This window comes from Pseudooceanicola aestuariicola (genome assembly GCF_045763785.1).
Taxonomy (GTDB): Bacteria; Pseudomonadota; Alphaproteobacteria; order Rhodobacterales; family Rhodobacteraceae; genus Pseudooceanicola.
Window position 1 is genome coordinate 674,824 of sequence record NZ_JBJGSF010000002.1, and the last position, 23,932, is coordinate 698,755.

Annotated in this window: 21 protein-coding genes; 13 read left to right on the forward strand and 8 right to left on the reverse strand. The window is 62.2% G+C overall.

The genetic code is table 11. The annotated features are described in order from the left end of the window. Positions 1 to 108 precede the first annotated feature (108 nt). Entirely contained in the window at positions 109 to 3,564 is a 3,456-nt protein-coding gene (smc, locus tag ACI3GR_RS11260) for a chromosome segregation protein SMC (protein WP_407494906.1), read from the forward strand. A gap of 8 nt (positions 3,565 to 3,572) precedes the next feature. Here the strand turns inward: smc and ACI3GR_RS11265 are convergent, their stop codons facing one another. Further along, positions 3,573 to 4,007, reverse strand: a complete 435-nt coding sequence (locus tag ACI3GR_RS11265) for an Lrp/AsnC family transcriptional regulator (RefSeq protein ID WP_407494574.1) — start codon at positions 4,005 to 4,007, stop codon at positions 3,573 to 3,575. A 136-nt stretch (positions 4,008 to 4,143) separates the two neighbouring features. Between ACI3GR_RS11265 and ACI3GR_RS11270 the strand changes: the two genes are divergently transcribed. Next, positions 4,144 to 4,320, forward strand: coding sequence for a YjiS-like domain-containing protein (locus tag ACI3GR_RS11270; RefSeq protein WP_407494576.1), 177 nt, complete (start codon positions 4,144 to 4,146; stop codon positions 4,318 to 4,320). Between the two features lie 30 nt (positions 4,321 to 4,350). Here ACI3GR_RS11270 and ACI3GR_RS11275 read toward each other — a convergent pair whose 3' ends face one another. The 4 genes from ACI3GR_RS11275 to ACI3GR_RS11290 form a co-directional block, all read right to left on the reverse strand. Next, positions 4,351 to 5,517 (reverse strand): lytic murein transglycosylase, encoded by a 1,167-nt coding sequence (locus ACI3GR_RS11275; protein ID WP_407494578.1) that lies wholly within the window; start codon positions 5,515 to 5,517, stop codon positions 4,351 to 4,353. An 85-nt stretch (positions 5,518 to 5,602) separates the two neighbouring features. Next, entirely contained in the window at positions 5,603 to 6,496 is an 894-nt protein-coding gene (cbiB, locus tag ACI3GR_RS11280) for an adenosylcobinamide-phosphate synthase CbiB (RefSeq protein ID WP_407494579.1), read from the reverse strand. Beyond that, a complete protein-coding gene (locus tag ACI3GR_RS11285) occupies positions 6,493 to 7,452 on the reverse strand; it encodes a threonine-phosphate decarboxylase (protein WP_407494908.1) in 960 nt (319 codons plus the stop codon). Before ACI3GR_RS11285 ends, cbiB begins: the two co-directional genes overlap by 4 nt. A 180-nt stretch (positions 7,453 to 7,632) precedes the next feature. Further along, the gene (locus ACI3GR_RS11290; RefSeq protein WP_407494581.1) at positions 7,633 to 8,607 is read right to left on the reverse strand and encodes a glutathione S-transferase family protein; all 975 of its coding nucleotides are present in this window, start codon (positions 8,605 to 8,607) and stop codon (positions 7,633 to 7,635) included. A 295-nt stretch (positions 8,608 to 8,902) separates the two neighbouring features. Between ACI3GR_RS11290 and ACI3GR_RS11295 the strand changes: the two genes are divergently transcribed. From ACI3GR_RS11295 to ACI3GR_RS11345, 11 genes are all read left to right on the forward strand, one after another. Then, the gene (locus tag ACI3GR_RS11295; protein WP_407494582.1) at positions 8,903 to 9,124 is read left to right on the forward strand and encodes a DUF6732 family protein; all 222 of its coding nucleotides are present in this window, start codon (positions 8,903 to 8,905) and stop codon (positions 9,122 to 9,124) included. Positions 9,125 to 9,127: 3 nt separating this feature from the next. After that, positions 9,128 to 10,327 (forward strand): sirohydrochlorin chelatase, encoded by a 1,200-nt coding sequence (locus ACI3GR_RS11300; protein WP_407494583.1) that lies wholly within the window; start codon positions 9,128 to 9,130, stop codon positions 10,325 to 10,327. Between the two features lie 965 nt (positions 10,328 to 11,292). Beyond that, a complete protein-coding gene (locus ACI3GR_RS11305) occupies positions 11,293 to 11,931 on the forward strand; it encodes a precorrin-8X methylmutase (protein WP_407494910.1) in 639 nt (212 codons plus the stop codon). A gap of 127 nt (positions 11,932 to 12,058) precedes the next feature. After that, the gene (cbiE, locus tag ACI3GR_RS11310) at positions 12,059 to 13,261 is read left to right on the forward strand and encodes a precorrin-6y C5,15-methyltransferase (decarboxylating) subunit CbiE (protein WP_407494585.1); all 1,203 of its coding nucleotides are present in this window, start codon (positions 12,059 to 12,061) and stop codon (positions 13,259 to 13,261) included. Next, entirely contained in the window at positions 13,258 to 13,959 is a 702-nt protein-coding gene (gene cobI, locus ACI3GR_RS11315; RefSeq protein ID WP_407494586.1) for a precorrin-2 C(20)-methyltransferase, read from the forward strand. Before cbiE ends, cobI begins: the two co-directional genes overlap by 4 nt. Further along, positions 13,950 to 15,845, forward strand: coding sequence for a precorrin-3B C(17)-methyltransferase (gene cobJ / locus ACI3GR_RS11320; RefSeq protein WP_407494587.1), 1,896 nt, complete (start codon positions 13,950 to 13,952; stop codon positions 15,843 to 15,845). The genes cobI and cobJ overlap by 10 nt, the downstream gene beginning before the upstream one ends. After that, a complete protein-coding gene (gene cobM, locus ACI3GR_RS11325) occupies positions 15,842 to 16,618 on the forward strand; it encodes a precorrin-4 C(11)-methyltransferase (protein WP_407494588.1) in 777 nt (258 codons plus the stop codon). The genes cobJ and cobM overlap by 4 nt, the downstream gene beginning before the upstream one ends. 84 nt (positions 16,619 to 16,702) lie before the next feature. Then, positions 16,703 to 17,053, forward strand: a complete 351-nt coding sequence (locus ACI3GR_RS11330) for a hypothetical protein (protein ID WP_407494589.1) — start codon at positions 16,703 to 16,705, stop codon at positions 17,051 to 17,053. A gap of 266 nt (positions 17,054 to 17,319) precedes the next feature. Next, on the forward strand, positions 17,320 to 18,354 hold the full coding sequence (locus tag ACI3GR_RS11335) for a TRAP transporter substrate-binding protein (RefSeq protein WP_407494591.1): 1,035 nt from the start codon (positions 17,320 to 17,322) through the stop codon (positions 18,352 to 18,354). A gap of 78 nt (positions 18,355 to 18,432) precedes the next feature. Further along, positions 18,433 to 19,020: a TRAP transporter small permease gene (locus ACI3GR_RS11340; RefSeq protein ID WP_407494592.1), complete on the forward strand. Its 588-nt coding sequence runs from the start codon at positions 18,433 to 18,435 to the stop codon at positions 19,018 to 19,020. Beyond that, complete coding sequence (locus ACI3GR_RS11345) at positions 19,020 to 20,342, forward strand: TRAP transporter large permease (RefSeq protein WP_407494593.1); 1,323 nt, start codon at positions 19,020 to 19,022, stop codon at positions 20,340 to 20,342. The genes ACI3GR_RS11340 and ACI3GR_RS11345 overlap by 1 nt, the downstream gene beginning before the upstream one ends. A 72-nt stretch (positions 20,343 to 20,414) precedes the next feature. Here ACI3GR_RS11345 and ACI3GR_RS11350 read toward each other — a convergent pair whose 3' ends face one another. The 3 genes from ACI3GR_RS11350 to ACI3GR_RS11360 all read right to left on the reverse strand — a co-directional run bounded on the left by ACI3GR_RS11350 (position 20,415) and on the right by ACI3GR_RS11360 (position 23,837). Further along, complete coding sequence (locus tag ACI3GR_RS11350; protein ID WP_407494594.1) at positions 20,415 to 21,251, reverse strand: 3-oxoadipate:acetyl-CoA acetyltransferase; 837 nt, start codon at positions 21,249 to 21,251, stop codon at positions 20,415 to 20,417. 110 nt (positions 21,252 to 21,361) lie between these two features. After that, positions 21,362 to 21,919 (reverse strand): fasciclin domain-containing protein, encoded by a 558-nt coding sequence (locus tag ACI3GR_RS11355; RefSeq protein WP_407494596.1) that lies wholly within the window; start codon positions 21,917 to 21,919, stop codon positions 21,362 to 21,364. Between the two features lie 229 nt (positions 21,920 to 22,148). Then, positions 22,149 to 23,837: an acyl-CoA dehydrogenase family protein gene (locus ACI3GR_RS11360; protein ID WP_407494598.1), complete on the reverse strand. Its 1,689-nt coding sequence runs from the start codon at positions 23,835 to 23,837 to the stop codon at positions 22,149 to 22,151. Positions 23,838 to 23,932: the final 95 nt, after the last annotated feature.

A 23,932-nucleotide genomic window follows, 5' to 3' on the forward strand; every position in this document is an offset into this window, starting at 1 on the left:
TCTTGTGGATATCATCGCCGCAGCCTCCATATTTGGCTGCGGCGACGTTGACTCAGCGCGTTGTCCTGCGTCACCCTGAATGGATCAGAATCGTTCAAGGTGTCGCTGTTGCGCTTTTCCAAACTCAGACTCACAGGCTTCAAAAGCTTTGTCGATCCGACAGAGCTGTTGATCCATGATGGTCTGACGGGCGTGGTGGGGCCGAACGGTTGCGGCAAATCCAATCTGCTGGAAGCGTTGCGCTGGGTCATGGGCGAAAACCGCCCCACCGCCATGCGCGGCGGCGGGATGGAAGACGTGATCTTTGCCGGGGCATCGTCGCGCCCGGCCCGGAACTTTGCCGAAGTCTGCCTGACCATGGACAATTCGGAACGGTTGGCGCCGGCGGGGTTCAACGATAGTGATCAGTTGGAAATCGTGCGGCGGATCACACGGGATGTTGGGTCAGCCTACAAAACCAACGGCAAGGACGTGCGGGCGCGCGATGTGCAGATGCTGTTCGCCGATGCCTCGACCGGGTCGCAATCCCCTGCGCTGGTGCGTCAGGGTCAGATTGCCGAGTTGATTAATGCCAAGCCCAAGTCGCGCCGCCGTATTCTGGAAGAAGCGGCGGGGATTTCGGGCCTGTATCAACGGCGGCACGAGGCCGAGTTGAAGCTGAAAGGCGCGGAACAGAACCTGACCCGCGTCGATGACGTGATCGAAACGCTGAGCCAGCAGTTGGCGACGCTGGAACGCCAGTCGCGGCAGGCGCAGCGCTATCGGTCGATCGGGGCTGATCTGCGCCGGGCTGAAGGTATGTTGCTGTATCGCCGCTGGAATGAGGCGGACGAAGCGCGGGCGGCGGCGAAAGAGGGCCTGAAGGCGCAGGTCACCGCGGCCGCGCAGGCAGAGGCGGCGGCAGTCAAAGCCTCTCAGGCGCGGGTCGTGGCCGAAGAGGCGTTGCCGCCCAAGCGCGAAGAGGAAGCTATCGCCGGGGCAATCCTGCAACGCCTACAGGTCGAACGCGACGCCTTGGCCGAGGATGAGGCCCGCGCGGTGGAGACCATCGCCACGCTGAAGGCGCGGATCGAACAGCTGATTAAGGACCGGGAACGGGAACTGGGCCTGAATCGCGATGCGGGCGAAACGATTCAGCGGCTGGAATGGGAACAGAAGGAACTGGCCAAGGCCAGCGAAGGTCACGAGGGCAAACTGGCCGAACTGGCCGAGATTGCGCGGCAGGCCGGGGCCGTTCTGGCGCAGCGCGAAGACGATCTGTCGACCCTGACCGAAGATGTGGCCCGCTTGGCCGCGCGGCATCAGTCGGCACAGCGGATGTACGACGACAGCCTGCGCAACGTCGCGCGGATCGAATCCGAAGGTGAAAAGGCGCAGCACGCCGTGGCGCAGGCCCGGAAGGTTCTGACGCAGGCCGCCGAGGATCGCAAAGCGGCCGAGGCGCAGCTGACTACAGCGCAAAAGACATCCACCAACGCCGAAGAAACGCTGGCGCAGGCCGAAGCCGCCCGCGCCGACACCCAAGTGCGCGAAGCCGAAGCGCGGGCCGCGTTTTCCTCTGCGCAGGGTGAGGTCAATGCATTGCAGGCCGAAACCACCGCATTGGCCAAGCTGGTGCAGCGTGAGGCGGCCGAAGGTGGTCAGGTTCTGGATGATGTGCGCGTGTCGTCTGGCTATGAAAAAGCCTTGGGCGCCGCGCTGGCCGATGATCTGCGCGCCCCTGTAGTGGATGAGGACGGCCCGTCGGGCTGGGTGTCGCTGCCGCAGTACGCGTCGACCAACGACCTGCCATCGGGCGTGATGCCCTTGGCCGAGGTCGTGACAGTGCCAGAGGTTCTGCGCCGCCGGATTTCTCAGGTCGGGTTGATCGATGCAGATGATGCGGTGCGTTTGCAGCCGCTCTTGAAGCCCGGTCAGCGGTTGGTATCGATCGAAGGCGACCTGTGGCGTTGGGACGGATATCGCGCCTGGGCCGAGGACGCGCCCTCCGCCGCCGCCCTGCGGTTGCAGCAGATGAACCGCCTGGAAGAGTTAAAGCAGGAATTGGAACGTGCCTCCGCTCAGGCAGATGGCGCGCGGTCTGCGCACGAGGTTCTGTCGAAGCGTCTGGCTGATCTGACCGACGCCGACAAACGCGCCCGCGATGCCCGGCGTCAGGCCGACCAATTGGTGGCCGAAGCCACGCGCAAGCTGAACCGGGCCGAGGCAGATGCCTCTATGGCCGAAGGCAAGCTGGAGAACCTGAGCCTGTCGGTCAGCCGCTACGAAGAAGAGGCGCTGGCCGCGCATAAACAGCTGAAAGAGGCCGAGCGTACGTTGAAAGACCTGCCCGATCTGGATCAGGCCCGTGGCACGGTGGACGAGATCAAGATGGCGGTCGAAGCCGCCCGCGTCACCATGATGTCGCATCGCGCATCGCATGACGAAGTGCGCCGCGAAGGCGAGGCGCGGGTGCGACGGTCACAGGAAGTGGTCAAGGAAATGAGCGGCTGGAAGCTGCGGCTGGAGTCGGCTGACAAGCGCATCGCCGAGATTGATCTGCGCCGCGAGGAAAGCGAAGCCGAGTTGAAGACCGCGCAGGACGTGCCCGCGACGCTGGCCGCCAAACGCGAAGACCTGAACGGCGCGATTGCCAAGGCCGAAGCCCGCAAGGCCGAGGCGACGAATGCGCTGACCCTGTCCGAAGCCGCTTTGCGCGAAGCCGTCGCGGCAGAGCGTGATGCTGAACGCACGGCGTCGGAAGCGCGGGAAGCGCGGGCGCGGGCCGAAGCCAAGGTCGACGCCGCGCAAGAAGCGGTTGAGGGCGCGGCCGAACGGATCGCCGAAGCGCAGGAAATGACGCCCAAGCAGCTGTTGGAAAGCCTTGGGGTTGAGGTGTCTTCGATGCCCCCTTCGGATGCGATTGAAAACGATCTGAACCGGTTGCGTCGGCAGCGCGATGCGCTGGGTGCCGTGAACCTGCGCGCCGAAGAAGACGCCAAGGAAATCGCCGAAGAGCACGGCAATCTGGTCAACGAAAAGACCGACCTGACCGAAGCCATCGCCACCCTGCGCAGCGGGATTGCCGGGCTGAATCGCGAAGGTCGGGATCGCCTGTTGCAGGCATTCGCGCAGGTGAACCGCAACTTTGGCATGTTGTTCCGGCACCTGTTCGGCGGGGGTGAGGCGAACCTTGTGCTGGTGGAATCCGATGACCCGCTGGAAGCCGGACTAGAGATCATGTGCCAGCCGCCGGGCAAAAAACTTTCGGTCCTGTCGCTGCTGTCGGGCGGTGAACAGACCCTGACCGCCATGGCGCTGATCTTTGCGGTGTTCCTTGTGACGCCCGCCCCGATCTGCGTGCTGGACGAAGTCGACGCGCCCTTGGACGACGCGAACGTCACCCGGTTCTGCGATATGTTGGACGAAATGTGCCGCCGCACTGACACGCGGTTCCTGATTATCACGCACCACGCGGTGACAATGGCGCGAATGGATCGGTTGTTCGGCGTGACGATGCAGGAGCAGGGCGTCAGCCAGCTTGTGTCGGTCGACCTGAAAAAGGCCGAAGCGCTGGTCGCCTAAGTCTTTGCTTAGATCAGCGTCTGCAACACGACGGTCGTCTCGTACCCGCGGATTTCGTCCATGCGAAAATGCTTTTCGGCAAAGTCGGCGTAATCCTCCATCGTGCGACACTCAACCGTCAGCACCAGATCGTCCTCTCCGGTGACATGGTACAGGTTTTTGACCTCGGGCAGCTTGCCAAAATAGTCGCGGAACCGGGCGCGCATGTCAGGTCGGCCGCGGTGCAGGGTCAGCGTGACAATCAGCGTGACGCGCTGGCCGGTGACCTTGGCCGACAGCACCGCAATCTCGCGCTCGATCGCGCCGATTTTGCGCAGGCGTTGAAGGCGACGCAGGCAGGCGGCGGGGGACAATCCGACCTCTTCGGCCAATTCAGACCCCGTGCGACGGGCGTCTTGGCGCAGGAGGTCCAAGATTTGATGGTCGAAGTTGTCTAGGTCCATGTATTTCTCATGATCTGCGAAGCCTGCGCAATTGTGAGTGACAATTTGCGAGATATTATCATGCCGTGCGAGATTTTGCGATAATTGCGCGGCGCGGGGGCAGCAGAATGCATGGGTCACTTACAGGAGACCGACCATGCCCCCTTTCGCCCTTCCCCGCCGCCGGACAACATCCCACCCGCCGCTGATCACTCTGATCTGGGCCGCGATGTGCGAATACCGCCGCCTGCGCAGGGATGCGCGGGCCTTGCAGACTTTGCCTGATTATCTGTTGAAAGACCTTGGCCTGACCCGGGATGGTCGCCGCCGGTGATGCGCGGGGGCCTATGCGGCCCCCTTGCGTTTACAACCGGTTCAAAAGCGCCGCGGTGGGCCATGCGTCGGCTGGCATGCCCAATTCTTTCTGGATCGCCTGAACCGCTTCGCGGGTGTTCGCGCCCAGAATGCCGTCGACCTTGCCCACGTCATACCCGCGTGCCGACAGTTTCTGCTGCAACTGCTTCATCTGCGCGCCCGACAGGCCCGGTTCCGGGTTGCCTGCGTTAAAGACGGGTGCGCCCTGCAGACGTGTGGCGAAATAGGCGGCGGTCAGAACATAGGTAAAGCTTTGATTCCATTCGAAATAGACGCTGAAGTTCGGGTAGGCAAGGAAGGCCGGACCCTTGCGCCCTTGCGGGATGATCACCGAAGCGGGCTGGTTCGACAGCCAGCGGCCTGAGCGGGGGCGTACGCCGACCTTTTCCCATTCGGACGGGGTCAGGGTGGTGCGCAGCCCGGTCCAAGACCAGTCCATCTGATCGGGAACGGTGATTTCCTGAATCCACGGCTCGTTCGGACGCCAGCCAAGGTGGCGCAGCATCTTGGCCCCCGACATCAGCGCATCCGGGGCGGATGTTTTCAGGCTGACATGTCCATCACCATCGCCGTCGACACCGTTTTCGATGATATCGCCGGGCAACATCTGGACCATCCCAATTTCCCCGGCCCAGGCGCCAGTGGTGCGGGCGGGGTCGAAATCGCCGTGTTCATACAGCTCCAACGCGGCAAAGATCTGCGGGCGGAACAATTCGGGGCGGCGGCAGTCATGCGCCAGCGTCGTCAGAGCGTTAAGCGTGTTGAAATCGCCTTGGAACGACCCGTAGTCCGTCTCGAACGCCCAGAAGGCCAGAAGCACGCCCCGCGACACACCGTAGTCGGCTTCGATCCGGTCGAAGACGTTGCTGTAGCGCTGACCGTTCGCGATGCCTGAATTCAGGCGGCTTTGCGAGATCAGGCGACGGGCAAAGGTGGTGAAGTCCAGCTGGAACACGCCCTGCGCGCGGTCTGCCTTGATCACGCTGGGATCGTGGCGCACGCCCGCAAAGAAGGCATCCACGGTCGAGGCCGCGTGCCCGCGTTGAACCGCCTCGGCCTTAAGGCCGTTGACGAAGCTGCCAAAGCCACCGCCACAGGCGGCAAGGGCTGGCTGGGCTGTCAGCAGAAAGGCGAGGGCGGTCAGAACGTTGCGCATATGGGATCCTATCTGGCGTTCGGCTTTATCGTAACAGCTACGGCGGTTCGGGCAATGCTGCAACCGGTTCGCATGATGACGTTTTCTAAAGTGTGAAGAGGATCGAAAAGCCCAGCACGATCGCCCAGGCCCGCCACAACAGGGTCGTCGCGCGGTCGATCTGGTTTGGTCCGATCATCCGATCCGCCGCGCCGTTGACCCATGGAAAGTCCTGCCATGTGCCGTGATAGGCGCGCGGACCCGACAGCGCGACGTTCAGGGTCTGGGCCATGGCGGCTTCGGGCCAGCCGGCGTTGGGGGATCGATGCAGGGCCGCGTCGCGTTTCAAGGCGGACCAGTCCGGCCAGCGAAGGCTGGCTGAGGGAATAAGCAGGGCGGTCAGGCGTGCGGGAAGATAGTTCAGCAGATCGTCAAAGCGTGCGCTGGCCCAGCCAAAGTCGGCGTGGCGTTCGGTGCGATAGCCGATCATGCTGTCGGCGGTGTTCACCGCCTTGTAGGCAAGCATGCCGGGCAGACCGCCTACAACGAACCAGAAGATCGGGGCGATGACCCCGTCGCCAAAATTCTCGGCCCCGCTTTCAATCGCGGCGCGGGCGACGGCGGGCTGGTCCATGTCGCGTGTGTCCCGCCCGACGATGCGCGCCACGGCCACCCGGCCCGAGGCGAGGGAAATCCGCAGGCCGTTGGCCACATCGCGCACGTGATCGGTCAGCGACCGTTGCGCTAGTAGGATGGCAGCGGCGATGGCTTCGACGATGGGGCCGAAAGCTTGGATCAGACCGCCGATGATCAGGGCCGACAGGGTCAGGACGATACAGAACATAACGCCCTTGGTTTTCCGCGCAGCGCCCTTGTTGAACATCTGATCCGCGCGACCGATGGCCTTGCCGATCAGCACGGCTGGATGGGGGATGCGCGACCAGAGCCACTCAGGCTCGCCAAATATCGCGTCCAGGATCAGGGCTGCAGTCAGGATCATGCGAAGCTTTCCAATGCGGTGGCGACGCGGCCCCAGTCTGCGGGTGCGGGCAGGCCTAATCGCAGCGCGGTGTCGGACCACGGAAAGACGCGGGTCCAAATGTGGTGCTTGGCCAAATGGATGTGCAGGTCTTGGGCGCGGGGATGATCGTAAAGCCGAAACAACGTCGTGCCGCCAATCAGTTGCGCGCCGGTCTGGGCGACCAGCTTATCCAGCCGGGGGCTTTCCGCGGCAAGGTACCTGCGGGTTTGATCGGCCCATGAGGGGTTCGTCAGCGCGTGGGTCCCGATTTGAAGCGCGGGGCCAGAGACGGGCCAGGGACCAATTCGGTTTGCCAATGTTTCGATCAGGTCCGGATCGCCAATGGCAAAGCCCAGTCGCAACCCGGCAAGACCCCAGAATTTACCAAAACTTTTCAGCACGATCGTGCCGGGCCGCGTGGTGCAAGAGATCAGGGATCGGGCTGGTTCGACATCGCAAAAGCTTTCGTCGATTACGGTCAGCGGGGCGTTCGCATCGGCGTCCGTGAACCAGTGGCCGTCGGGGTTGTTGGGATGCACCAGCACGCGCGCCTTGGCGGCGTCGGTGTCGGTGACGCTCCATCCGGCAGCCTGAAAGGCGGCGGCGTGTTCGTTGTAGCTGGGCGTGCGGATCATCACCGTTGCTGGCACCGCCAACCGGGGGACTTGCGCGATAGCGATTGATGCGCCGGGGATGGGCAGGATCGATGCGCCTTCGGGGACCGACCAGAACTGGCGGGCGGCGGCGATCAATGCTTGTGACGCCGCCGCATCGGGCAGGGCTGTCCAGAGCGGGGCGGGAAGGTCGGGCAGGGGATAGGGCACCGGGTTGATCCCGGTCGACAGATCGATCCAATCGTCGCGTGTACCGCCGAATGTCGCCATTGCGCGGTCGATCCGGCCGCCGTGGTCCCGAGTGTCGTGATCTGCCTGCATCCGGCGGTCGTCCTGCGGTGTGTCAGCGGATCGCACGCGCAAGCCGCCCCAGTGAAACGTGGCCCCCATTGACGCGAAATCAGGGCAAATGGCAACGCGGCGTACTGAATTTTCCGGGCGACGCAAGCAAAGACCCCGGCGCATGGTGGCACCGGGGTCTGTCATCTTTCAGGGTGTGGATCAGCCGCGACCGTGCGGGGCCGTCAGGTCCAGATCAGGGACCATGGGCACCAAGCGATAGGGATTGATGTGATCGTGGCTGTAGTAATAGTGCCGCGTGATATGGTCGAAATTCACCGTCTCGGCTACGCCGTCCTTCTGGTAGAGCTCTTTCAGATAGCCCCAGAGGTTCGGGAAATCGACGATCCGGTTACGGGCGCATTTGAAGTGAATGTTGTAGACCTTGTCGAAGCGGATCAGCGTGGTGAAAAGCCGCCAGTCGGCTTCGGTGATCGTGTCTCCGGTCAGGTAACGGTTTTCTGCCAGAATGCCCTCTAGCCAGTCGAGGCTGTCGAACAATTCCGACACGGCGGTATCGTAGGCCTCTTGGCTGGAGGCGAAGCCTGATTTGTAGACGCCGTTGTTGACCGTGTCATAGACGCGGGCGTTGATCTCATCGATCCGGTCTTGCAGGGCTTCGGGATAGTAGTCGTCGGTGTTCCCAGTAATGTCGTTGAACGCGCTGTTGAACATGCGGATGATGTCCGCGCTTTCGTTCGACACGATCTGGCCGGTTTTCTTGTCCCACAGGATCGGCACGGTCACGCGGGTGGTCACGTTTGGATCGGCCTCGGTATAGACTTGGTGCAGCTTGTCCTTGCCCATCAACTTGTCGCCCGTGGCACCGGGGTAATCGTCCGATAGGGTCCAGCCGTCGTCCAGCATTTCGGGATGCACGACGGACACGTCGATATGGTCGGCCAAGTCTTTGAGGTTGCGGAAGATCAATGCGCGATGCGCCCAAGGGCATGCGTATGAGACGTACAAATGATAGCGTCCGCTCTCTGCGGGATAGCCCTTAGCCCCGTCAGGGCCATCGCTGCCATCCGCTGTGATCCAGTCGCGAAAGCTGGAGGCTTTGCGTTTAAATTCGCCGCTTTTGGACAGGGCCGCGAGGTTTTCGACCTCCCATGTGCCGTCGATCAATTGTCCCATCATCATCTCCTATGTTGAGGCAGATGTATTCCACGCCGCGCCGCGGTCCACCGGGACAGGCGCGCAAGCGTTCTGCGGTGATGCACAGAATTGGTCGTGGGCCGCGGGTGATGTGTCGGGAACATGCGTTGCGAGTCAGTCAGCCGCGAATTATAGAGACCCCACGATGCCCAAAAGGGGCCGGAGAGGTGCCGGATCATCCGTATCGACCCAAACAGGGGATCGGAGGCCGGGTCGGTGATCACCGCAAAAGCGGCTGATGCTGCCTTTCCGACAGACAGGGAAAGGACCCGCGATGCGCACTGTACTGACTATTCTGATGACGTTGTCTGCTGGCCCCGCGCTGGCGCATATCGGCCATCTGGGCGAAGTGGCGGGCCATGGGCATTGGCTGGGCGCAGCCGCGATCGGCGCGGCGATTGCCATCGGGTTGTGGCAAGGCCTGAAGGGCAAGGCCGAGGCCGAAGCCGAAGATGACGCCGAAGAGATCGGCGAAGAAGAATTGCAGGACGCATAAGCCATGAAAACCGGTGTGATGATCTGTGGCCACGGCTCTCGTAGTCAGGCGGCCGTCGACGAATTCGCGGTTCTGGCGGACAAGCTGCCCGACCTGCTGCCCGATTGGCCCGTGGAATACGGCTATCTGGAGTTTGCCAACCCGGTGATCCGGGATGGTCTGGACAAGCTGAGAGAGGCCGGCTGCGACCGCATTCTGGCGGTGCCGGGTATGCTGTTCGCCGCGATGCATGCCAAGAACGATATCCCGACGGTTCTGAACACCTACGCCGAAAAGCATGGTGTGGAGATTTCTTATGGCCGTGAGCTTGGCGTTGATCCCAAGATGATCGCTGCCGCTGCGTCGCGGATCGAAGATGCGCTGGCTGCGGCGGGCGATGACGTGTCGCGGCATGAAACTTGTCTTGTGGTGATCGGGCGCGGAGCCTCTGATCCCGATGCCAACGCCAATGTCGCCAAGGTGGCGCGTCTGTTGCACGAAGGTCTGGGCTTTGGCTGGTGCGAGGTCGGCTATTCCGGTGTGACCTTCCCGCTGGTCGAACCCTGTCTGAACCACGTGGTCAAGCTGGGCTATAAACGGGTCGTGGTCTTTCCGTACTTCCTGTTCACGGGCATCTTGATCGACCGGATCTACGGCTTTACGGACAAGGTTGCCGAAAAGCACCCCGAGATCGAGTTCATTAAGGCAGGCTATCTGAACGACCACCCGAAGGTGCTGGAAACCTTCGCCGAGCGCGTGCGCGAATTGAACAGCGGCGCGCCGATTCCGAACTGCGGTGTCTGCGCCTATCGCGAACAGGTGCTGGCCTTGGAGAATGGCGAACACCGCCACATCTCGGCCGAGGATCGGAAGCATCCGGCATTTGCCGATGTCCCGCCGCCGACCTGCGTGGTCTGCAAGTACCGGGTCGAGGTCGTGGGCTTTGAAGACGAAGTCGGCGCGGTGCAGGAAAGCCATCACCACCATGTCGAAGGGCAGGGGGCGTCGGCGCCGGGATCGAATGTGGCGGATTGTGCGCTGTGCGATACTTTCTGCACGGGGGAGTGCCGGTTGGAGATGGCTGGCCATCACCATCATCACCATGATCACGGGCATGGACATGGGCACCACCACCATGATCACGACCATGGGCACGCGCATCACCACGCGGAATACCCCCATGCCAAACACCCGCACGGGCCGGAAAGCGCCCGGCGGAAATGACATCGCCCCTTTTCGATACGCATGTCGTTGTGGACTGGTCGGCCCGCAACGCACCCAGCCCGGCCGCGCCCAGCAAGGACGCGATCTGGGTTGGCGTAATGCGTGACGGAAAGGGTGAGGCTCCAGTCTATCTGCGTACACGGTCTGCGGCTGTCGATTGGCTGGCCCGGTTCCTGACGGATGAGGCCACCGAGGGGCGGCGCGTACTGGTGGGGTTCGATTTCCCCTTTGGCTACCCGGCGGGTGTGGCCCAACGTGTTTGCGGCTCTGCCCGCGCCTTGGACCTTTGGGATTGGTTCGCAAGCTGTGTGCAGGACGGGCCGGACAATGCCTCGAACCGCTTCGCCGTGGCGGAAGATATCAACAGGCTTTACGACGGCACCGGTCCTTTCTGGGGGCGGCCAGAGACGGCGGATTTCCCCAACATCCCCACCCGCGCCACGGTGCGGCAGGGTACGGATCATCCCAGTGAACGACGGCTGGCCGACAGTCGCGCCAAGGGGGCAAAGACGGTCTGGCAACTGGCTTATGCGGGGTCGGTGGGCTCTCAGGTCATTCTTGGTCTGCCAGCTTTGGCGGCGCTGCGGTCTGTTCCGGCTTTGGCGGGCAAAGTGGGTGTCTGGCCGTTTGAAACCGGCTTGTTCGCGCCCGGGGAAGACCAGCCAGATATCATTCTGGCCGAGGTCTACCCCTCGCTCCTGCAGGATGTCGCCCATGCAGAGAGAGCGGACGACGAGCCTTTGGACAGCGCACAGGTCCGCGTCTCAGCCCGTGCGTTTGCGCGACTGGATCAGCGCGGACAGCTTGGCGATGCGCTTGCCGGTCCCGCAGGGCTAAGCGATGAGGACCGTCGCGTGATCGAGACGGAAGAGGCGTGGATCCTCGGTCTGGGCTTTGAGGATCAGCTGCGCGCGGCCGCAACCGACGCCGACACAAAAGACACAAGCGAAAGACCGGTGGCCCCCATGCGCCCGTATGAAAAAGACCCGATGGCGATCTACGCCGAAAGCTTTGCGACCGTCCGGCGAGAGGCGCGACTGGACCGGTTCTCGCCGGGTATGGATGCGTTGGCAATTCGCCTGATCCATGCCTGCGGTATGGTTGATGTGGCGGATCGTCTGGCGTTTTCCGCGACAGCTTGGGAGGCAGGTCGCGCCGCTATGCTTGCGGGTGCGCCGGTGCTGTGCGACTGCGAAATGGTCGCGGCCGGGGTGATCCGTCGCAACCTGCCGTCACAGAACGAGGTCATCGTTACCCTGAACGCGGCCGAGGTGCCGGACCGCGCAAAACGTATTGGCAACACGCGATCTGCTGCCGCGGTGGAATTGTGGGAACCGCATCTAGAGGGCGCGGTCGTGGCGATCGGCAACGCCCCTACGGCGCTGTTTCATCTGCTGGAAATGCTGGACGCCGGCGCACCGAAACCGGCGGTGATTTTAGGTTTTCCGGTGGGATTTGTCGGCGCTGCGGAAAGCAAGGCGGAACTGGCCGACCGCCCGCGAGGGTGTGATTTCGTGGCCCTGCGCGGACGCCGCGGTGGGTCGGCCATCGCGTCGGCTGCGGTGAACGCACTGGCCGCTGGCCTGCCCGGAGAGAAAGTCTGATGGCGGTGCAGTTGGGACGGACAGGACGCCTCCGGCGGGAGTATTTGCAGAAAGGTGAAGGGGCTGTGCGCCCATGCTTCATCTTTCCAAAAATACTCAACGACGCAAAGGTTGAAGGGAGCACGACATGAGTGATGCTTGGCTGCATATCGTTGGGATCGGTGAAGACGGGCTGGACGGTCTGGTGCCCGCGACCCGAGCCGTCGTTGAGGCCGCAGAGGTCATCATCGGTGGTGATCGCCATCACGAACTGTCGGACGTCGTGCAGGCCGAGAGGGTTGCCTGGCCGTCGCCATTCGATGCGCTGATTGATGTGCTGCTTGGGTACAAGGGCCGCCGCGTTGTCGTGCTGGCCACGGGCGATCCGCTTTGGTTCTCGGTCGGGGCGCGGATCGGGCGGTCGATCCCGTCGGATCAGATCGTTTATCATCCGCAACTGTCGGCGTTCCAGCTGGCCTCGGCCCGGATGGGCTGGTCGATGGCGGATCTGGAAACGCTGACCGTGCATGGCCGTCCGGTCGAACAGATGATCGCTTTTATCCAACCGGATGCGCGACTATTGATCCTGACGACCGGCGCGGAGACTCCGGGTCAGATCGCCACGTTCCTGACCGATCGTGGCTTTGGCCGGTCCAAGATGACTGTGCTGGCCAATATGGGCGGCGTGGACGAGGCGCGGTTTGACGGGGTTGCAGAGGACTGGGTGCATGAGGTGCCGGCCTTTAACACTCTGGCCGTCGAATGCATCGCTGCGCCGGATGCGGCCCTGTTGCCGCGGGTGCCGGGGCTGGCGGATGAGCTTTTCGTGTCGGACGGCACGATGACCAAGCGTGAGGTTCGTGCCGTGACGCTGGCCAAGCTAATGCCGATGCGTGGCGCACTGTTGTGGGACATTGGCACGGGTTGCGGATCGGTGGCCGTCGAATGGATGCGGGGCGCGCGGTACGCGCGGGCCGTCGGGATCGAGCCGCGCGCGGATCGTCGGGCGATGGCCGCGGAAAACGCGCTGGCGCTGGGCGCACCGGGGCTGCGGTTGATCGATGGCGAAGCGCCTGCCGCGCTTGACGGGCTGGACGCGCCGGACGCTGTCTTCATCGGTGGCGGGATCAGCGAAGAGGTCTTTGACGCAGCTTGGGCCGCGCTGCGTCCCTTGGGGCGGCTGGTGGCCAATGCGGTGACGATCGAGAGTGAACAGGTGATGCTGTCCCTGCACGCCAAACATGGCGGAGAGCTGTGCAAGCTTCAGATCGCGCGGGCCGAGGCCGTTGGCCGTTTGTCCGGTTGGAAGCCCGCGATGACGGTCACACAATGGAGCCTTGTGAAGCGATGAGTGGCAAGCTTTACGGCGTGGGCCTTGGCCCCGGCGACCCCGATCTGATGACCTTGCGGGCGGCACGTCTGATCGAAGGCGCTGGCGTCGTCGCCTATCCGGCCTTGGCGGGCGGGTCGAGTTTCGCACGGTCCATCGCGGCGGATCTGATCGCGCCGGGCGCGCAGGAAATCGTCATGGACGTGCCGATGACCGTCGAACGCGGCCCTGCGCAGGAGGCCTATGACAAGGGTGCCACGCAGATTGCGGCGGCCTTGGATGCCGGTCAGGATGTGGTCTGCCTGTGCGAAGGCGATCCGTTTTTCTATGGGTCGTTCATGTACCTTTTTGCGCGGTTGTCGAATCGTTACGATGTCGAGGTTGTGCCGGGTGTGACCTCTGTCAGTGCCTGTTCGGCACGGGCCGGTCGGCCTTTGGTCGCGCGCAATGAACGGTTGACGGTTCTGCCGGGCCCCCTGCCAGAGGCAGAGTTGCGCGACCGGATCGACGGGGCCGAAGCCGTGGCGATCATGAAGATCGGTCGTCACATGGCCAAGGTGCGGGGCGTGTTCGACGATCTGGGGTTGTCGGACAAGGCGATGTACGTGGCCCGGGTCGGGCTGAAAGACGAAGTGGTTTGCACTCTGGCGGATGCGCCGGATGTTGCGCCTTACTTTTCGATGATTTTGCTGAACAAGGGGGATGACCCGTGGCTGTAGATTTGGTCGTTATGGCGGTGTCGTCCTCGGGGGCTGCGGTTGCGCGGCGCGTGGCGGATGCCTTGGGCGTGCCGTTGTGGGGACGCGAAGGCCGGGTCGAGGGCGCTGACCACGAGTTTGCCAATGCGCTGGATTTCGCCCGTGACATGTTCGCGGCGGGGCGGCCCGTTGTTGGGGTCTGCGCCAGCGGAATCCTTGTTCGGGCCGTGGCGCCGCTGTTGGCGGACAAGAAGGTCGAACCGCCGGTCGTGTCGGTCAGCGACGATGGATCGGTGGTCGTGCCCTTGCTGGGCGGTCATCGTGGGGGCAACCGGCTGGCACGCCAGATCGCGGATGTGCTGGGGGCGGTGCCTGCGGTGACGACGGCCGGAGATATTGCGATTGGCGTCGCGCTGGACGAACCGCCTGCTGGCTATCGGTTGGCAAACCGCGGGGACGCTCAGGCCGCGATGGCGGCGCTGGTGAATGGGGCGGGGCTGACGGTCTCGGGGGACAACATCTTTGGCGTCGAGCCTCGGGATGGGTCTGATCCGGTCGAGCTGTGCGTCAGAGAGCAGGAGGCGACAGGCGGCCCCCGGCGGCTGGTGTATCACCCGCAGCGGTTCTGCATCGGCGTCGGCTGCGCGCGCAATGCCGACCCGGAAGAGCTGTGGGAACTGGTCCAGGCATCTTTGGCCGAGGCGAATATTGCCAAGGGGTCTGTCGCGGCTGTCGGGTCGATTGATTTGAAGGCGGATGAGCCTGCGATCATCGAATTGGCGAAACGTCTGGACGTGCCGTTGCGCCTGTTCACGGCGGCAGAGTTGGAACGTCAGGCGGATTTTCTGGCGAACCCGTCCGACGTGGTTTTTGCCGAGGTCGGCTGCCACGGCGTGTCCGAAGGCGCGGCGCTGTGTCTTGCTGGAGATGAGAGCCACTTTGCGCTTGAAAAGCGCAAGACGGCCAACGCGACCTGCGCGATTGCGGCGGCCCCTGCGCCTGTCACCGAATTTGCGGGCCGCGCCCGTGGCCGGGTGTCTGTCGTGGGCATTGGTCCGGGGCAGGCGGCGTGGCGTACGCCCGAAGTGTCGCGCCTGATTTCCGAGGCCGAGGAACTGGTGGGCTATGGCCTCTATATCGATCTGCTGGGGCCTTTGGCTGCGGGCAAGTACCGGTCGGATTTCCCCTTGGGCGGAGAAGAGGACCGATGCCGTTATGCGCTGGAACGGGCGAGTGAAGGGCGCAATGTGGCGCTGGTTTGTTCGGGCGATGCGGGCATCTATGCGATGGGTGCGCTGGTGTTCGAACTGCTGGATCGCGGCACGGCCGAAGGCGGCGTAAGCGATGCCGCGCGCCGGGTCGAGGTCATCTGTTCCCCCGGTGTTTCGGCGTTGCAAGGCGCGGCTGCGCGGGCCGGTGCGCCCTTGGGGCATGATTTCTGCGCGATTTCCTTGTCGGATTTGCTGACCCCGCGCGATGACATCCTGCGCCGGTTGAAGGCCGCAGCCGAGGGTGATTTCGTCATCGCGTTCTACAACCCTGTTTCGAAAACCCGGCGCACCCTGCTGGCGGAGGGGCGGGATATCCTGTTGCAGCACCGCCCGGCGGATACGCCTGTGATGCTGGCGACGTCGCTGGGGCGGCCCGAGGAAAACATCCGCTATCGCCGGTTGGACGCGCTGGACGTGGACGAAGTCGACATGCTGACCGTCGTTCTGGTGGGGTCGTCGAATTCGCGGCTGGCGCAGCTGGGCGAAGGGCCACGCATGTTTACGCCACGCGGATATGCGCGGCGGATCGACGGGGATTTGGTGGATGTGGGCAATCGCCACATCGGGTCGGGCGCGCTGTGGGAACCCAGTGACCTGACGCAGGACAGCGCAGAAACGAAGGATCAGAAGGCATGACCGTTTATTTCATTGGTGCGGGTCCGGGCGATCCGGAATTGCTGACGCTTAAGGCGCAGCGGGTGATCGGTGAATGTCCGGTCTGTCTGTATGCCGGGTCGCTGGTTCCCGAAGCTGTCGTCGCCTGTGCGCCGGAAGGGGCGCGCGTCATGGACACTGCGCCGATGACGCTGGAAGACACCCATGCCGAGATTGTCGCGGCGCATCAGCGGGGTGAAGACGTGGCGCGGGTGCATTCCGGTGATCCGTCGCTGTACGGCGCGATCGCCGAGCAGATCCGCCGACTGCGTGCGGATGGTATCGGGTACGAGATCATCCCGGGTGTGCCCGCTTATGCCGCGGCTGCGGCCGCGCTTGGTCAGGAACTGACGGTGCCGGAGGTGGCGCAATCGATCATCCTGACGCGTGTCAGCATGAAATCCACAGCCATGCCGTCGGGCGAGACGCTGGAAAATTTCGCCCGCACCGGTGCGACGCTGGCGATCCATTTGGGCGTGCGGAACCTGCGGGAAATCGAACGGCAGTTGGCGCCTTATTACGGGACCGATTGTCCGGTCGTCGTGGCCTATCGCGTCGGCTGGCCAGACCAGATGTTCATCCGGGGGACCCTGTCTGACATTCAGGCCAAGGTTCGGGCGGAAAAGATCACCCGCACGGCGTTGATCATGGTCGGGCCGGTGCTGGGCGAGATCCGGGATTTCAAGGACTCGGCGCTATACGACGAAACGATCCCGCATGTGCTGCGCCCCAAGGTCAAAGCGCGGGCGACATAAAATACGGGTCAAATCGACACATTTCGTCCGGTTAACTTGACGCACACCATTTGTGCCGCATCATTGTTGCGCGGAGGGTCGCTAATGAGCACATTTATTTCCAAAGACATCCAAGCGGGTTTGGATAGCGCCCGTATGTCTGCGTTGAAGAAAAGCGCGCGGTTGCGCGTGGTCATTGGCGAAGATCGCTACCCCATCCTGCGGATGGAAGATCACGGGTTTGCGGTGTCGCGGGCCGATACGCCCCAGTTGCGCGGGCTGGTCGATGTCTATGATGGCGGTGTGCACCTGTGGCAGTGTCTGATCGTCGCCGCCGAGGAAGAAGACGACCTTATGGTCTACGACTTCAAGCGTCAGACCGTGCCCATGGATGGCCCAGCTGTCGACTTTGAAGTGGATGCCAATGCGCCGGTCGCGCTGATCCCAAATCTTTAGTTTTCCGGGACTGATTCGGGTTTGAAACGTTTCAGGCGCCAGTCTTGCCCACCCCAAGAAAATTTTGTTTCCTTGTAAACATGTGTCACTGCAACTTGTTTACAAGGAAATCACCTGTTTCACGTGATGAACGTTTGACAGGCCCTATCCACAAGGGCATCTTCCTGTCGCAGAACGCGTGCAGTACACCGATAAAGCCTGAAAAACAGGATCATCGGCGTGCTATCGGACCTTTCCTCGCGCGTTGGAGATGACGGGAGGAAATTATGTCATTCATGAAGACGGCACTTCGCGGGATTGCCACCGCAGCCCTGATCGCTGGCACCGGTACGGTCGCCATGGCACAGGAAGTCACCCTGAAACTACACCAATTTCTGCCGGCGCAGGCGTCTGTGCCGAAGCTGATCTTGGACGTCTGGGCGGACCGCGTCGAAGCGGATTCGGACGGTCGCATCAAGATCGACCGTTACCCCGCCATGCAGCTTGGCGGTCGTCCGCCGGAACTGGTGGATCAGGTCATGGACGGCGTGGCCGACATCATCTGGACTGTGACTGGCTATACCCCCGGCCGCTTCCCCAGCTCGGAAGCGTTCGAGATGCCGTTCATCATGACCAACGGTGAAGACACCAGCCGCGCTTACTGGCAGTATGTTGAAAAGAACATGCTGGATACCGAGTTCGCCGACCTCAAGATGCTGGGCGTCTGGGTTCACGGCCCGGGTCTGATCCACTCTAAAGACCCGATCACCAGCGTGTCCGAGTTGAATGGCGTCAAGCTGCGTGCCCCGACCCGCGTGACCAACAAGTTGTTCACCGACATGGGCGCCACCACCGTCGGTATGCCGGTTCCGGCCGTGCCCGAAGCGCTGTCCAAAGGCGTGATCGACGCGACCGTGATCCCTTGGGAAGTCACCACCGCGCTGAAAGTGTCGGAACTGGTGGAAAACCACACCACGTTCCCGAACAACGCGCTTTATACCACCACGTTCATCTGGGCGATGAACAAGGACAAGTACGACGCGCTGCCGGATGACCTGAAGAAGGTGATCGACGACAACTCTGGCGAAGACTTCTCGGCCTTCGCGGGCAAGGTCATGCAGGAAGCTGACCAGCAGGGTTTCGATTTCGCGAAAGAGCGTGGCAACAACATCATCGACCTGACGGACGAGCAAATCCAGGAATGGAAAGACGCTGCCGCCCCGATCGAAGCATGGTGGGTTGAAGAAGTCACCAGCAACGGCCTTGATGGTCAGGCGCTGCTGGACGAAGCCAAAGCTTTGATTGCAGAGAACTCCAAGTAATCCAAAGGTGGCCGCCGATCTGGCGGCCCCTTTCACGCCGGGCCCTTTGGCCCGGTCTTCTTTTTCCAAGTCCGGGGCATGACGATGAAAAAGGCGATGATGACGCTGGCGCGGATCGCAGCGATTTTGGGCGGGATCGTCCTGACCTTCCTGATCCTTCTGACCTGCGTGTCGGTGATCGGGCGTGGTCTGAACACCTTCATGCACGCGCTGATCGACGCTGGTCTTATGGGCGGCTTGGCGCAGTCGGTGCTGGATGCGGGTGTTGGCCCCGTTCTGGGGGATTTCGAACTGGTCGAGGCGGGGATCGCCTTTTGCATCTTTGCCTTCCTGCCGCTGACGCAGATCACTGGCGGCCATGCGACCGTCGATATCCTGACCTCACAATTTCCGCTTAAGGTGACCCGTGGACTGGCCACCCTGTGGGAGACCGTTTTTGCCGTCGTGCTGATCGTGATTGCGTGGAAGCTCTACGAAGGGATGGCAGGCAAAATGCGGTACAACGAAACGACCATGCTGCTGCAATTTCCGGTCTGGTGGGCCTATGCGGCGTCGCTGTCGATGGCTGCCGTGGCAGCGGTCGTGGCGGTGTATGTCGCAGTGATGCGCGTGATCGAACTGGTCTCTGGCCGGGACATTCTGGGCTTTGAAGGTGGGGCACACTGATGACGAACTTTGACATCGGGTTGATTTCATTCCCCGTCCTGATGCTGTTGATTTTCCTGCGGATGCCCATCGGGCTGGCCATGTTCGTCGTAGGCTTTGGCGGCATGTACTATGTCACTGGCGGTACGGTCGTGGCGCTGGCGCGTCTGAAATCCGAAACCTATTCAACATTCTCCAGCTATTCGCTGTCGATCGTGCCGATGTTCCTGCTGATGGGGCAATTCGCGACCCTTGGCGGCATGTCACAGGCGCTGTTCAAGGCGGCTGAGAATTGGCTGGGCCACCTGCGCGGCGGTGTGGCCATGGCGGCCATCGGGGCCTGTGCGGGCTTTGGCGCGATCTGCGGGTCGTCACTGGCCACCGCGGCCACCATGGGGCAAGTCGCCCTGCCGGAGATGAAGCGCTATGGCTACTCGGGCGGGTTTTCGTCGGCCACTCTGGCGGCGGGTGGCACCTTGGGGATCCTGATCCCGCCGTCGGTCATTCTGGTGATCTACGCCATCCTCGCCGAACAGAATATTGCCAAGCTGTTCCTTGCGGCTTTCGTGCCCGGCATTCTGGCGGCCATCGGCTATATGATCACCGTGTCGATTTACGTGCGCCTGAACCCCGACAGTGCGGGTGTCCGCGCGCCGGTGCCGATGGCGCAGCGGTTCCGGGCGATGATCGACGTTCTGCCCGTGCTGATCGTATTCCTTGTCGTCGTGGGCGGTATCTACCTTGGCCTCTTCACCCCGACCGAAGGCGCAGCCGTCGGCGCGGCGGGGACCGGCTTGATCGCTTGGGTCAATGGCGGGTTGCGGGGCAAGGCGTGGCTGGACAGCTTTTACGCCACGGCCAAAAGCACCGCGATGATCTTCTTCATCGTGCTGGGCGCGGCCTTCTACAACGGCTTTCTTGCGCTGACGCAGGTGCCGCAGGAACTGGCGTCTTGGGTGGTTGAGCAGGGGTTCAACCCGTGGATGGTTCTGGTGTTGATCCTTGCGCTGTATCTGGTGTTCGGCTGCCTGATGGACAGCCTGTCGATGATTCTGCTGACAATCCCGATCTTCTTCCCGATCGTGTCGGCGCTGGACTTTGGTCTGCCGGCCGAGGAATTTGCGATCTGGTTCGGGATCATCGTGCTGATCGTGGTCGAAGTCGGGTTGATCACCCCGCCAGTGGGGATGAACCTGTTCGTCATCAATTCGATGGACCGGGAAACGCCGATCGTGAAGACCTATGGTGCCGTGATGTACTTTGTGGCCTCGGATATCTTCCGCGTGGCGCTGCTGGTGCTGTTCCCGGGGATCACGCTGTTCCTGCTGCGGATGCTTTATTAAGGCGTGCAGCCATTGGAAACGAAAAGGGGCGGTCCAGCGGACCGCCCCTTTTGTCATGCATAAAACGGTGTCTTAGGCCGGTTGTTTCAGGCCAAGGATGTCGCGCGCCTGCTGCCATGTGGCGACGGGGCGTTCGTGTTTGTCGCAAATCTCGACCACGCGTTTCACCAGCGCGGCGTTGGACGGGGCCAAAGTGTTCTTGTCCAGACGGATGTTATCTTCCAGCCCGCAACGCGCATGGCCACCCGCGGGGACGGTCCATTCGTTGACGGTGATCTGGTCCTTGCCGATGCCAGCCGCACACCATTCGCTGTTGGGCAGCAGGCGTTTCATCGTCTCGATATAGAAATCAAAGGTCGGACGGTCCACGGGCATGGCGTTCTTCACGCCCATGACGAATTGCACGTAGGGATAATCCGCCAGTTTGCCCTGACGGTGCATCAGCGCGGCATGGTGGATATGGGACAGATCGAAAGCCTCGATTTCGGGCTTCACGTCGTAGGTCAGCATTTCCGACGCCAGCCATTCCACCAGATCCGGCGGGTTCTCGTAGACGCGGGTGGGGAAGTTGTTCGACCCGACCGACAGCGATGCCATATCCGGGCGCAGGGGCAGATGCCCGCCGCGCTCCTTGCCTGCGCCAGAGCGGCCGCCGGTGGAAAACTGGATGATCATGCCGGGGCAATGTTTCTCCAGACCTTCTTTCAGGCGCGCGAACTTTTCCGGGTCGGATGACGGGGTTTCGTCATCGTTGCGCACATGAGCGTGGCAGATGGCTGCGCCAGCTTCAAAGGCTTCGTGGGTGGATTCGATCTGTTCTTCGACGGTCGTCGGAACAGCCGGGTTGTCGGCCTTCATCGGAACAGAGCCGGTGATCGCGACACAAATGATGCAAGGTTTTTCTGTCATGGCGACAGCTAGGCCAGCGCCTTGCGACTTGTCAACGCAGATGGTGACGCAACGGAAAAAGGGCGGCCCCGAAGGACCGCCCTGACCAAGACACGTAACGTGTCGGGGGGTTAGCCAGCTTGGCCGGCAGGGAGGATTACGCGGTCAATCACGTGGACCACGCCGTTCGATTGGTCGACGTCTGCGGTGGTGACGGTAGCCACACGACCGTTTTCATCTTTCAGCTTCAGCTCTCCGCCTTCCATGTAGGCCTGCAGGGCGCAGCCACCGACGGTCGGCACGACGTGCATGCCACCATCATCCGAGATCATGCCCGCGATGTCGGTCGAAAAGGCTTCGGTCGCGACGACGTGGCAAGTCAGGATCTGCTGCAGCTGTGCCTTGTTGCCCTCTTCCAGCAGCGCATTCAGCGAGGCTTCGGAAATCATGCCAAAGGCAGAGTTCGTCGGGGCGAAGACGGTGAAGGGGCCTTCGCTCATCAGCGTGTCGGCCAGACCGGCGGCTTTGACCGCTGCGACCAGCGTGGTCAGGTTCGGCGCGGCAGAGGCGTTTTCGGCGATGGTCATGTCAGCCATCATGGGCGCGCCACCAACGGTGGGGTTTTCCATGGCAAATGCGGTGGTTGCGATACCTGCGGCGGCGGCGGCGGCAAAAATCTTGGTTTTCATCATACGTCCTCTGGTTTTGTGTCAGACGACTTCATTGTCATCCGGTTATGCCCAGAGGTACGGACACCCCGCCGCGCCAGTTTCAAAATTCTTCTGATTTTTGCGGTGTTTTCCGCGCAAGACGCTGACTCCGCGTGTAAATTTTTTCCTGATTTTTTGGGTGAGCGCATGAAAAAGCCGCCGCAAAGTCGGGCTTTGCGGCGGCGTTGATGGTTGTTTTGGCCGGGGTTCAGGCCAGAAGACGGCGTGCGATGACTTGCGCCTGAATTTCGGCAGCGCCTTCGAAGATGTTCAGGATCCGCGCGTCGCACAGGATCCGAGAGATCGTGTATTCCAGCGCGAAGCCATTGCCGCCGTGGATCTGCAGCGCGTTGTCGGCGCAGGCCCAAGCAACGCGGGCACCCAGCAGCTTGGCCATGCCAGCCTCTAGGTCGCAGCGGCGGTCATTGTCCTTCTCGTAGGCCGAGAAGTAGGTCAGCTGACGCGCCACGGCGATTTCCACCGCCATCATCGCCAGTTTGCCAGACACGCGCGGGAAGTTCGCCAGCGGCTGGTTGAACGCCTTACGGTCCAGCGCGTACTGCAGGCCGACATCCAGTGCGGCCTGTGCCACGCCGATGGCGCGGGCGGCGGTCTGGATACGGGCCGCTTCGAAGGTTTTCATCAGCTGGCGGAAGCCCTGACCTTCGACGCCACCCAGAAGGTTTTCCCCTTTGACGTGGAAGTTGTCGAAGCCCAGTTCGTATTCCTTCATGCCGCGATAGCCCAGCACCTCAATCTCACCGCCGGTCATGCCTTCGGTGGGGAAGGGGTCTTCGTCGGTTCCGGGCGTCTTTTCAGCAAGGAACATCGACAGGCCGTTGTGATCCGTCGTTGCCGGATCGGTCCGGGCCAGAACGGTCATAACATGGGTCCGCGCAGCGTGCGTGATCCACGTTTTGTTGCCGGTGATACGGTAATCATCGCCGTCCTTCACCGCGCGCGTCCGCAGCGAAGCGAGGTCGGACCCGGTGTTCGGTTCGGTGAACACGGCGGTCGGCAGGATTTCACCCGAGGCGAGGCCCGGCAGCCATTGTTCTTTCTGGGCGTCGGTGCCGCCTGCCAGAACCAGTTCGGCCGCGATTTCGGACCGGGTGGCCAGAGAGCCGACGCCGATGTAGCCGCGCGACAGTTCTTCCGACACGACGACCATCGACGCTTTGGTCAGGCCCAGACCGCCGAATTCTTCGGGAATGGTCAGACCGAAAACGCCCATTTCGGCCAGTTCGTTGATGACTTCCATCGGGATCAATTCGTCCTTCAGGTGCCATTCGTGGGCATAGGGTTCGACCTTGTCGACCGCGTAGCGACGGAACTGGTCGCGGATCATCTCAAGTTCTTCATCCAGACCCGAGGCGCCGAACATCGTCGCGCCCTGCTGTTCGACCATCAGTTCGGTCAGACGCGACCGTGCGGCCTGCGTATTGCCGGACTGGGTCAGGGTCATGACCGCGTCGTCCATCATCAGGCGCTGATCGTCTTGGCTGAGGCCCAGATCCTGCAGGCGCACGACCTCTTGCTGCGACATCTGCATGCCGCCGTAAATCTGCCAGAGGTATTCGCCAAAGGCGATCTGGTGGATCAGCTGTTCGATTTCGCCGAACTTGCCTTCTCCTTGCAGCTTTTCGGCCCATTTCTGCATCTGCCGCAGGGATTCGACATAAGTCGCCAGCCAGGCAAGACCGTGAGTCGCGGTCTGTTCAGCCTCGACCGCCGCAGTGGTGATCTTGTCACCGTCCTTCAGGACCATCGCGCGAACGCTGGATTGTGCTTTGTTCAGAAGCTCTTCGGCCGGTTTAACCGCTGCTTCGGTCAGTTTCAGAAGCTCTGGCAGAATAACGTTGCCAGTGCGGATCATATCTTGTCCGTCATGCGCCATATGTCTTCCCCTTTTCTGTCCCGAGTGGTCCTAGCTATTTTGCAGGTGCAGCGCAACAAATTTGCGCCGTGATACATTGCCGCGACCTAATGTTG